Source organism: Acetobacter oeni, assembly GCF_011516825.1.
Taxonomy (GTDB): Bacteria; Pseudomonadota; Alphaproteobacteria; order Acetobacterales; family Acetobacteraceae; genus Acetobacter; species Acetobacter oeni.
This window is the reverse complement of the sequence record NZ_WOTA01000006.1, coordinates 50,009-62,083: the sequence shown is the minus strand read 5'-3', so window position 1 is coordinate 62,083 and position 12,075 is coordinate 50,009. Positions and strand designations below refer to the sequence as shown.

6 protein-coding genes are annotated in these 12,075 nt (G+C 59.3%); 2 read left to right on the top strand and 4 right to left on the bottom strand.

The window, feature by feature from the left end; genetic code table 11:
• Window positions 1-6: 6 nt before the first annotated feature.
• Complete coding sequence (locus GOB90_RS05765) at window positions 7-1,305, bottom strand: hemolysin family protein (RefSeq protein ID WP_146885692.1); 1,299 nt, start codon at window positions 1,303-1,305, stop codon at window positions 7-9.
• Window positions 1,306-1,514: 209 nt separating this feature from the next.
• Entirely contained in the window at window positions 1,515-7,547 is a 6,033-nt protein-coding gene (locus GOB90_RS05760) for a DUF3320 domain-containing protein (protein ID WP_146885694.1), read from the bottom strand.
• Between the two features lie 240 nt (window positions 7,548-7,787).
• On the opposite strand from GOB90_RS05760, the gene xylB reads away from it, so the two are divergent.
• Both xylB and GOB90_RS05750 read left to right on the top strand, forming a co-directional pair.
• Window positions 7,788-9,269 carry a xylulokinase gene (xylB, locus tag GOB90_RS05755; RefSeq protein WP_146885796.1) on the top strand — a complete coding sequence of 494 codons (1,482 nt, stop codon included), beginning with the start codon at window positions 7,788-7,790 and terminating at the stop codon, window positions 9,267-9,269.
• 138 nt (window positions 9,270-9,407) lie between these two features.
• A complete protein-coding gene (locus GOB90_RS05750) occupies window positions 9,408-10,205 on the top strand; it encodes a glycosyltransferase family 2 protein (RefSeq protein ID WP_146885696.1) in 798 nt (265 codons plus the stop codon).
• 108 nt (window positions 10,206-10,313) lie between these two features.
• Here GOB90_RS05750 and GOB90_RS05745 read toward each other — a convergent pair whose 3' ends face one another.
• Both GOB90_RS05745 and pstS read right to left on the bottom strand, forming a co-directional pair.
• Window positions 10,314-10,892, bottom strand: coding sequence for a peptide deformylase (locus tag GOB90_RS05745; protein ID WP_242011826.1), 579 nt, complete (start codon window positions 10,890-10,892; stop codon window positions 10,314-10,316).
• Between the two features lie 74 nt (window positions 10,893-10,966).
• On the bottom strand, window positions 10,967-11,995 hold the full coding sequence (pstS, locus tag GOB90_RS05740) for a phosphate ABC transporter substrate-binding protein PstS (RefSeq protein ID WP_146885698.1): 1,029 nt from the start codon (window positions 11,993-11,995) through the stop codon (window positions 10,967-10,969).
• Window positions 11,996-12,075 lie beyond the last annotated feature (80 nt).

Sequence of the window (12,075 nt, the reverse complement as noted above, 5' to 3'; positions counted from 1 at the left end):
CCCCGGTTAATCCTTGCGCTCCAGCCGGGTCACAAGAAGCTGGTTGATGCGGAAACCTTCGACATCAACCACTTCAAAACGGAACCCGGCAGCGTCGATCCGGTCGGCTTTGCGGGCCATGCGACGAAGACGATGCATGACAAACCCACCGATAGTGTCAAAGGACGCGCTGTCAGGCAGATCAGCCACGCCAAGCTCACGAATCACATCGCCAATCGGAGCCGCCCCGTCGATCAGCCAGGAATTCTCGTCACGACGGACAATGGCCTGCTCCTCGAACGGATTGGCAAGACCGTCCATCAGTGCGCCCATAATATCCTTGAACGTGATGAGCCCCACGATCATGCCGTATTCGCTGACCACAAGCGCAAAACCAGCCCCGTGCGTATCGAACTGGGCCAGAGTGTCCCAGAGATTCAGGGTCTCGGGAACAGAGAGCACGTCGCGGCGCAGTTTCGAAATCGGCGTGGTCGGAGAATCCACGGCAACAACAAGAACGTCCTCCGCACGAATGGAGCCGATCACATGGTCGAGCCCCCCGTTGCACAGCGGATACCGCGAATAAGGACGCACACGAACCTTGTCGCGCTGAATTTCCGGCGACTCCTGAATGTCGAGATAAACGATTTCATCACGCGGCGTCATCGCCGAGGTGACCGAACGATCCTGCAAACCCAGAACATTCTGGATCATCTGATGTTCCTGCTCCAGCAACACGCCTGAAGCGGTGCCGGCAGCAAGAATGGCCCGGAGATCTTCCGGCGTAACCGGCTCAACCGCGGACGCAGCGGGAATCTTCAGCACCCTGAGCAGAGCATCGGAGATTTTAGAAAAGACCCAGACAAAGGGATAAAGCACACGCAAAGCCGCAGCCGGAAACCAGCCGACAGACAGCGCGATGCGGTCCGGCGCGTTCATCGCAATGCGCTTGGGCAGAAGATCCGCAAACAGAACGAAAACACCCGTGGTGAAAATAAAGCCCGTGGCGGAAGCAATACTCTCCGCGCTGGCCTTATCGAGCCCCCACCCGGCAAGAATCGTCGCAATCGGCGGAGCCAGCATTTCCGAACTGATCATGCCCCCAAGAATGCCAACCGCATTCAGCAGAATCTGCAGAACGGTCATCACCTGGCCGCTGTTGCGGCGCAGTGCAAGAAAAGCAGTGGCCCTCTCGTCACCGGTATCGGCGCGCGCGCGAAGACGCACGTCCCTGGCAGCGGCGAAGGAGATTTCGGAGAGAGAAATCAGGATGCTGATGGCAATAAGAAGGACAAGGGCGACAACGCCCAGGAACAGGAGAAGCACGGAACCAACCGGTGTGTTGTTGGGCGGCCAGTGCCCCGGAAGACACCGCCGTTGGAAAGACTATACCCTGTCCAGGGGGGGCGGGACCAGCGTTGTGACAGGACAGAGAGCGGTTCGCCGCGCGCTTTTTGTCCCCTGTGTGTTTTTCCGGTGGCCCGCCCGCCGTATCACGCCGCAACAGGGAAGACGCATCACATTGCGCCAGAAGGTCAGAGAACGTCCTCCCTGTCGGACCGGCTCTCCGCCGCCAGACTGACAGCCTGTTCCAGACGCGTGCGTGTGCCGCCGCTCATGCGTGACAGACCGCAATCGGCCCGCAGAGCAAGAAGACCAGCTTCCGGATTAAGCCCGGCTTCCAGATGGCTCCGGGCACGCGCCGCCAGAACCGCAAGAGGCACCGTCGCGGGATCGAGCGTCTCCCCTTTTGCCGGCGCGGGAAAAACCATGCCGCTCTCCGGAGACACGGACTCCGGCCAGAGAAAAATGCCCGGCTCCTCGTCAGTCCGGCGCAGCCCGGACGGAATGGCGTTTGTAATGCGCTCACGAATGTCGGAACCGGCCCGCCCGAAATCATGAAGCCGCGAGACATACCTGACCAGAAGATCCTCCCGGACCGGCCCGTTCTGTTCGATATGCCGGGCGATCAGGTCCGCCAGCACAGGCGCGTAATCCTCATCGAAAAAGCGATCGTGATCGGCCTGGAGAGCCGGAGAAGACGCAACATCGTCCCGAACCGGCGCCTTTGCGAAAAGCGGCTCCGGCGGCGTTTGAACCGGCGGTTCCGGAACCGCCCCGGCCTCCGGCAACGACACATCCGCCCCGGTCGGGGGAGCCTCCGGCCGGGCGGACACAGGCACGGCAGCAACAGCAGCCTCCGCCGCCAGACGATCTTTTTCAGCCTGCTCCGCGCGCTGCTTCTGTCTGATTTCCAGCGTGGCGCGCAGAGCAATATCGATACGATCGCATTCACGCGGCGCGTTGGTCCACCAGTCCGTTGACCAGATGCGGAGAATGGTCCAGCCGAGCTTTTCCAGCACCCCCTGCCGCAGACGATCCCGGTCGCGGGCCGTGGCGCTGCGATGATACGTCGCGCCATCACATTCGACACCGGCCAGAAAAGTGGCCGGACTTTCAGGATCGACAACACCAAGATCAATGCGGAAAGCAGAAACGCCCACCTGCGGGACAACCTGCCAGCCTTTCTGCCGCAGAAGAGCAGCGACTTCTTCCTCAAAAATACTGTCGAAATCGCCGACGGACCCTTTGGGCAGACCGACCAGGGCAGAGGCCCCGTGTCCGGCGAAGGTCAGAAAGCCGCGAAGATCATGCACACCACGCGCACTGGTCCGGTTGAGGTCGATCTGCTCAGGGCGCAGAGAGCCAAAAACGACAAGTTTTTCGCGGGCGCGGGTAATGGCCACATTCAGGCGACGTTCTCCGCCATCCCGGTTGAGCGCACCAAAATTGAGCGTGATATGGCCCGCCTGATCCGGACCGAAGGTGAGAGAGAACAGCATGACATCGCGTTCCTCCCCCTGCACATTTTCAAGATTGCGGATCAGAACAGGCTCGGCGGCCTCTTCACCGAAAAAGCGTTCGATATCCGGATGATCGCCCCGGGCCTTTTCCAGCAGGTCCATGATAAGAGCCTGCTGCTGGCTGTTGAACGTGACAATCCCCAGCGTGCGGTTGCTGCCGTCCCGGAGCAGACGAAGCGCCTCGGCAACAACGGCATGGGCTTCAACCGGGTTGGTGCGCTGGCTGCCGCGCATATAAACGCCATCCGGCACAAAGCGGAATGAAACGGCGTTGTCTTTCGTGGCCGGAGACGGAAATGTAACAAGCTGCCCGTGATAATAAGCATGATTCGAAAAAGCGATCAGGCTTTCGTGACGGCTGCGATAATGCCAGGTCAGCCAGACAGGCGGAATACCGGCGCCAAGACATTCATCGAGAATAGATTCCAGATCGACGCTTTCCGGATCGTCACTTTCATCATCCGCCGTGTTGCCGAAAAAGTTTGTCGGCGGCAGCTGCTTCGGATCGCCAACCACAATGACCTGCCTCCCCCGACCGATGACGCCAATGGCATCCCATGTCGGAATCTGCGAGGCCTCGTCGAAGATGACCAGATCGAAAGGCGCCGCGTCATGCGGCAGATATTGCGCGACGGAGAGCGGGCTCATCATCAGACAGGGGGTCAGACTGCGAAGAGCGCCAGGCATTTTTTCCGCCAGCTGACGAACAGGAAGATGCCGTGCCTTCTTGGCAAGTTCACGGGTCAGCACCTTGTATTCCGGGTCAGCCTGGCGCGCCTGTTCATCGGGGATCTGCCCGGCAAGCCGCGCACGGGTCATGCGCGAGGCCATCGCCATCAGCTGCCTGTCAAGCTCCCTGAACCGCTCGATACTTTTCTCATGAGTCGCCGCAATGAAGCCGCGCAGAAGAGGAGACTGCTCAACAGCCCCGGCAATCCACCAGCGGGCATAATTCGCCCTGAAGATTTCAACAGTCCGTTCCGGCGGAAGCAGCCCCTTCTCAATAGCCTCCACAAGAGGAGCAAGACCGAGACGCACCGCTTTCTGACAGGTCAGTTTCCAGTTGCACCAGTCGCGGAGATCACGCGCCGCACTGGTCCAGCTGTCCAGCCTGGCAATAAGAAGAGCAGGCCAGTCAGACGCCCCGGCATCGACAAGCCCGACCGCATCGGCGCCACTCAGCCCGCTGAGCGCATCGAGCGCGTCTGTGACCGTTTGCAGTTCAGAACTGAATTTCCCAAACGTGGCGCAGGCCGCCCCGCCGCTCTGAAGAAGATCCTGCCCGTCCCGCAACAGCGTTGTCAGCTGCGTGCGGGCAGTGAGAAGCGCGCTGACATCCGGAGCGCAGGCGGCCAGTGTCGCGCGCGTGATTTTACCCCATGTCTGACAGGCATCGATCCGGTCAAAATCAGTGTCCAGACCACGCCAGAGCCCGGCGCCAACCGTCGCGGCATGAGGCGCGTCCCCCAGACGTTTTTCAATCGCCTGAAGTTCGACAAGACGTTCCAGCTCGGCTTCGCACTCTTCCGGAATCTCACCCGTGACATGAGAAGCAAGCTGGCCCCGCACGGATTTCTGAGCCTTCGAACGGGCAAGAAACTGAAAGACGGATTTTTCCTTAGCGTCGCGCCATGTTTTCAGCAGCTCTTCCAGCGGCAGCGTGGTCACTTCCGGCTTCCAGCCGGCCTCCAGTTCGCCCGTCAGACTACGATGACGGGTAACGTAAGGCTGCTCAGCCAGAATAACATCGCGGATTTCAGGCGCTTTTTCCGAAAAAGCCCATGCCGATGCTTCATGATTCAGCATCTGGCTACAGAGATCGTTCGTCCGAAGAAGCGCTGACAGCGAGAAACAGGCGGTGTCGAGGCCAAGAAGTTTTCGCGTATCCCGCGCCACAGGCACAAGACGTTCGAGACCAGCCCGCAGAGTCCGGACGGCACCCAGAAAATCCTGCTCCCATTGCGGCCCCCACCCGGTGCGGGCAAGACCGGCAAGCGCGGGAGAAGCCGCCACGTCCCCGATGCGTTTATGCACATCGGCAAGGTCTTCAGCAGCCGCCTCAAGCTGCCGGTAATCATCTTCACTATGAGCATCAGGCCCGGACCATGAAAAAGACAGATCCATAAGCCGGGCATCCGAAGCCCGCAGGGAGACGCCAATGCCGCGATAAGGAGTCCACCCGTTGCGCCAGCGTTTGTGAAGCTCATGGACATACGCATTAAGCTCACCACGAAGCTGGCCGATCTGGGTGTGGCTGTAAGTCCAGAAAGACTCATCGAAACGATCAGCAACATCCCGGGCACTGCCGAGCTGTTCCAGAACCTCCATTTTGCTGGCTTTGGGCGAAAACAGATCAAGACAGAATTCAGACAGATCGATCTGCCTGAGACGATTGCGGACAACTTCCAGAGCCGCCCGTTTTTCAGCGACAAAAAGAACCGTGCGACCCTGCGCCAGCGTATTGGCAATAATGTTCGTAATCGTCTGACTTTTCCCGGTTCCGGGCGGCCCGATGAGAACAAAGTTTTCACCGGCCGCCGCACGGGCAACCGCTTTAAGCTGGGAAGAATCAGCCTCCATGGGGCAGATCAGCCCGGCTTTTGCCAGCGTGTCGTCAAGCCCGCCATCGGTCTCCGTGAAAGTCCCGCCGGACAGATCACCGGCATCCGAAGTCACCCCGTCCAGAAGCCGACGCGCGACATCATTGCAGCGCAGACTGTCCTGACGCTCCGTGAGATCCTTCCACATCAGGAATTTAGCGAAAGAGAGCGTGGTCAGCGTAACATGATCCCGCACCTCCCACCCGGGAACTTTTCTCAGACGCAACCGGAAGATTTCAATAATTTTCCCGACATCGAGACCGGATTCGTCCTCCGGCAGACTGTCACCCTCAAGTTCGGGAATACGCAGGGCATACTCCGTCCGAAGCATTTCCAGCAGGGTGATGTTGACCCGACTGTCATCGCCATGAGCACGGAGCGTAAACCCGGATTTCACGCTCGGACGTTCCAGTACAACCGGAACAAGAATCAACGGCGCCAGCCACGGCCTGTCACCATCTTTCTTCGTCCAGGCAAGAGCGCCAACAGTCAGAAAGAGAATGTTGGAGCCCCCTTCCTGCTCAGCAGCCTGAGCACGACGATAGATTTCAGTGAGCGCCGTCTGAACCACCGGCTCAGTACGATCGATCAGAAGTTCGCCGCGTTGCAGAGACCCTTTCGCATAAGTCAGCGCCGCTTCATCATGATGACGCTCGTGGTGCAGAGCCGCATTACGCGGATCACCGTTCTTCATCATGTCAGGCCAGGCACAGAGACGAAGAGGCTTTACCTTGCCACCCGCCCGCATTCCGGCAAGAATATTTTCCAGTTCCTCCGCATCGGGACAGTCGATTTCAATAATCTGCTTCTCTGATTTCGGCAGATTGAGCAGCCGGTTCCGGCTCGACATATCCAGCAGCCGGTTGCACCAGCGCCGGATACGGTCATCAGGCGCACCAGACAGATCCTCCGCCTGCTCGTGCGCATCTTCACGCAGAGCCGGCGCCGCGTCGAAAACAGGAAGCTGCGCGCCCTCTTCATCGGCCTCCGCATCCGTCGTCGCCGAAGGCGCTGCCTGAGAAGAAAGAGGATGAATTTTTCGCAGCCGGGCGCGATGAATGTCGATGACTTCCCGGAACGTATTATCCTCGTCCTCGCCTGCATTACGCAGATTGAGCTCGCCTTTTTCACAGGCCACCGTGAAAGCAGGTTTACGCGCCAGGGTGACAAGCGTGGTCTCGAACACTTTCAGATCGTCAAGCTTCAGACGGTTTCGCAGGGCAGGCAGATCCTGCATGACAGAAGCACCGGCATCGGTATCAGCCAGCCAGACACCGGTGAACGCATGACCTTTCGTCAGCACGATAACCGGATGAAGCCCCGCCGCTTCCAGGCAGGAGGCGAAAAGAAGCGCGGTATCCAGACAGGTCCCGAGTTTTTCCTCCATGATCTGCGTGGGAAGTCGGATGCGCTGGCCACTTTCGATAAAAGAAGCCGGCGGATTCACATATGTAATGTCGAGCGCGCAGACAGCATGCCAGATGGCCTGAACCTGCTCCCAGACACGCGCTTTACTGCCCTGATACCCCTCCAGCGAATGCGGCTTTTCGGCCTCCTTCAGAACAGTGGAGGCACCACGAAGAATACGGGCGACAGCCGGATCGTTGGGAAGAACGAAAGCGGCGAGAATATCCGGAATACCGGAGAGCCCACCCCATTCGTTGCGGGCCAGAACACGGACAACAGTGGTGTCACGAAGAAGCGGCTCAGGCGTGCCCTCCGTGTCCGCCTCCGACGGCGCGATAACGGTAAAAGTCACTTCAGCCCGGGAGGCCTCCGTCTGCTTCAGAAGCGCAGCCCCGTCGAGCGTCAGCTCCAGACCACCAATCGCACAGAATTTTCCCGCGCCAACATCCTGAAGATGCCATGTGCGCGGACGGATCAGAGGCGGCTCGGAGGCAATGGTGACATCAAGACGCGGAAAATTCTGCTCCGTGTGATTTTCAAGTGAAAGTTCCTGAAGAACAGGAACACTGTTTTCCCAGAGCGACGCATTGATACTGTCCTGCAAGGAAAAGCTGAGACGCAGCCCTTCCGGCGCATCCCGCTGATATTCGGGAGTGGTATCCGGAGTATTCAATGTGTCCGGCGGCCCTGAATTCATTGTAATCTTCCGGTATTGCTTTGCGCGTCTCGCTCTCTGTTACAGCATTGACACATCTTTCTGTCCAGACAGGGCTGACATTCGCCCGGCCTGTCTTATTTATGATTTCCCGTACCGGAAAAAGATCACCACTCCCCGCACACCCCGTGTCACAGTCTCGCCGGCTTCCGGGCGCACGGTGCTAAACAGACGAAAACGTGGTTCAGTATCCAGGACAAACTGCGGGCGGAACAACGCGTGATGTATATCGGGATCGATCTGGGAACTTCCGGCGTCAAGGCTGTCCTTGTCGACAAGACACAGACAGTGGTGACAGCCCGCACCGAAGGGCTGACCGTCAGCCGCCCGCACCCCGGCTGGAGCGAACAGAACCCGGAGGACTGGTGGCAGGCCGTGCTCCGCTGTTTCGCCGCGCTGCGGACAGCAGAGCCGGACGCATTCGCAAAAGTCCGGGGCATCGGCCTGTCCGGCCAGCAGCACGGCGCCGTCCTCCTGGATGAAGACGGCCAGGTTCTGCGTCCCTGCATCCTGTGGAACGACCAGCGCGCCGGCGCGGAATGCGCGGAAATCGAACGCCGGTTTCCACGCAGCCGCGAAGTCTGCGCGAATATCGCCATGCCCGGATTTACCGCGCCGAAACTCCTCTGGGTGGCCCGCCACGAGCCGGAGATCTTCGCCGCCACGCGCCACGTCCTGCTGCCGAAAGCCTGGGTCCGCTACCGGCTGACAGGCGACATGATCGAAGATATGTCCGACGCCTCCGGCACGCTATGGCTGGATGTCGGAGCCCGACGCTGGTCGGACGAAGCGCTGGCCGCGTGCGACCTGACAGAAGCCACCATGCCGACCCTGTGTGAGGGAACGGACCCGGCAGGGCATGTAACACCCGCCCTGGCGTCGGAATGGGGATGGAAAACCCCGCCCGTGCTGGCCGGAAGCGCAGGAGACAACGCCGCCGGCGCCGTCGGAATCGGCGCAATCATCCCCGGCTCCGCGTTTCTGTCACTCGGAACCTCCGGCGTCCTGTGGGTGACAACCGACCGCCTGCGAACCGGCACACGCTCCGCCATCCATGCGTTTTGCCACGCCATCCCCGCCACCTGGCACCAGATGGGCGTCACACTGTCAGCCGCCGCGTCGCTCGCCTGGTGGGCGCGGGTCACGGGAATGGAGGAAACGGCCCTGCTGGCAGAGTTGCCCGAACGGATCGAACACCCGTCGGAAGCCATCTTTCTGCCCTACCTGTCCGGAGAGCGAACACCGTATAACGATCCGGAAATCCGGGGCGGCTTTCTCGGATTATCGCAGGATACGACACGAGCAGCCCTCACGCAGGCCGTCCTGGAAGGCGTGGCGTTTTCGTTCCGGGACGCGCTGGACGGCCTGCGGGAATCCGGCTCAGCCCTCACGGAAGCAGATGTGATCGGCGGCGGCTCACGAAGCCCGCACTGGGTCCGAATCCTGTCGTCCGTGCTGGACTTACCGCTGCATCGCCTGAAACATGGTGAGCGCGGCGGCTCGTTCGGAGCCGCGCGGCTGGCACGAATGGCCGTAACGGGCGAAGCCCCCGCCACAGTCTGCGGCGCGCCGGAACGGATCGAAACAGTCCTGCCGGACCCGGTGTTGCGGGACGCTTATGCAGCGATCCTGCCGCGCTACAGAGCCTTATATCCGGCCGTCCGCGGACTGGTGGCAAAAGAGACCGCCGACGCGGAAGCATAAAGCCTCTTCGGAGACGGCTGAAACCGGCGCAATGACAATGCGCCCGACCCGGAACAGCAAAGTACCGTTCAGTATTTTTTAATTTATTTACAATAAACAGAACACCAGTTTACTAATACAGACTGGTGTTCGTTAACAATGGAACCATCGGGCAACGATGTTGACTCTTTCCTGTCTGACAGCTTTTATGATTTCCATAAATCATCTTACGATTACGTAAAAAGCCTCTATTACTGCCATATCCCCGTTTATATCCCGTCTTTCAACAACCCGACTTACGTCGTGAAGATGATCAGACAGCTCATCCGGCACAGATTCAGAAAAATAATCGTCGTCGATAACGCCTCCGATTACGATAAAATGATTCTTGTCCTGAACAAATTACAACACGACAAAATCTGCCACGTCATCCGGCTCGGAGAGAACAAAGGCCCAAAATATATTGTCAAAACAAAAGAAATTTATGACATGCTCCCGGAACTGTTCTGTCTTACAGACCCGGATATCGAGTTCAGCAAAAGTCTGCCAGCAGATTTCATGACACAACTGACCCTGCTGAGCGACCATTTCAGAATCGGGAAAGTCGGTTTCGCGTTATCCCTGAAGAACAAAGATAAAATGAAGCAGGCCAGATTCATCAATGCCAGCCAGGCCGGCCCAACCCATATATGGGAATGGGAAAGCCAGTTCTGGCGTTACAAACTGGGACATCTCCCGGACGGAAGCGAGGTCTTCGACGCCCCGATCGATACAACATTCGCTTTATACAACAAGAAATATTTTAACCCGGACCAGTTTTTCCATGCCGTGCGCGTCTCGGGAAACTATGAGAGCGAACACACACCCTGGTACGAAGAAACAACCGTCCCGGAAGAAGAAGAAGTTATGTACCGGAAAACAGAAAAGTATTCGAAATACAGTTCCGTCTGCCCCTGACCCCGGCCCGCCAATAAACAGACCGGCTTCCAAAACCCCCGGCCTCTGGCGGGTTCCAGGCCAGAGCCCTGAGAACAACAACACCTGAAGCAGGCCTCCCAACCAGTTTCAGCCCTCTGCTCCCCGGCTACGCCTCATCTTCTCATACCGCGCCAGAACCCGTCCCCGCCGCAGAGCGGACAATCTCTGAATCCAGAAAACCCCGTCCAGCTGATCAATCTCATGCTGATGACACGCCGCCCGCAATCCCTCCGCGTCCTCCGTATGCTCCACCCCCTCAGAATCGCAATACCGCACAGACACCCGCACCGCGCGCTCAACCTGCTCCACAACGCCCGGCATGGAAATGCTGCCTTCCTTATGCCGGAACGTCTCGTCAGAGACCCGGACCAGCTCCGGATTAACATAAACCACCGGCGCGGCATCCCCCGGCAACTCCAGCACAACCACCCGACGCGCCACCCCGATATGCGGCCCGGTAATCCCGATTCCGGGCGCAGCCCGCATCGTGTCCAGCAAATCCGCCGCCAGCCCGCGCAACGGCTCGTCAAACACCGTCACCGGCGCAGCCATCCGCCGCAGACGCTGATCCGGAAAATACACAACCGGACACACCGTCACATCCATTCCCCGAACAAATACACCCTGCTTCCTCCCTCCCGGACCAACCTCAAAACGGTCCGCCATCCGCATCATCCTGTCCATAAAAAAGGGGCCTCCTTCACAGGAAGCCCCCCTCAAAACCGCGAAACGATCAGAAATCAGTGTTTGACAGGATACTCCGCCTCAACCTTCTGCTTCACACTCTCAGGCAGCGCCACATAGTCCAGAGACTTCGCCGTGCCATCCCCGCTCCGGAAGGAATAATCAAAGAATTTCCACACAGCCGCCCCGCGCGACGCATCTTTCGGCGCCGTCGGCACCAGAACGAACGTCGCCGACATGATCGGCCATACGCCCCTGCCCGCGCCGTCCAGCATGTCCACCGCGAAATGCGAAGCATGATCCCAGTCCGCCGCAGCCGCCGCCGCCGAGAAACTCGTCAGATCCGGCGAGACAAACTCACCCGCCTTATCCTGCAACAGCACCGTCGGAATCGCATTCCGCCGCGCATAGGCATACTCGACATAGCCGATCCCGCCTTCTGTCGCCCGAACCGATGCCCCGACACCATCATTGCCACGCGCACCCGCCCCGCCCGGCCACTGAACGGAAGTCGCCGCCCCGACAGCGTCTTTCCACGCCGGCGAAACCTTCGTCAGATAAGACGTAAATACGAACGACGTCCCCGATCCGTCCGCGCGATGCACAGGCGCAATCGCCACATCCGGCAACGACACACCCGGATTCAGCGCCGCGATCTTCGGATCGTTCCAGCTCGTGATCGTCCCGAGATAAATATCCGCCAGCACCGGGCCGTTCAGCTTCAGCTGATTGGACGCAATCCCCGGAATATTCACAATCGGAACAATCCCGCCCATCACCGTCGGAAACTGATACAGAGACGCCGAAGCCAGCTTCTCCGCCGCCATCGGCGCATCGGAAGCCCCGAAATCAACCGTGCCCGCCGTCACCAGATTCTGACCGGCGCTCGACCCGACGCTCTGATAGTTCAGCGCAATGCCGGTCGATGCCTTCGCCTTGTCACCCCATGCCTGATAAATCGGCGCCGCAAAGCTCGACCCGGCACCCGTGATCTCCGCAGCGGAAGCCTGAACCACGGACAGAGTTAAACCGGCAGGCGCCGCCGTCAGTAAAAGCGCGGCAAGCAGGCGGTGACAGGACAGCATGTCATATTCCTCACAAGAACCGGCCATAGCCGACCACAGACGCCCGTGCAGCGCCATTCGGAAACGTCCTACCGCACTTC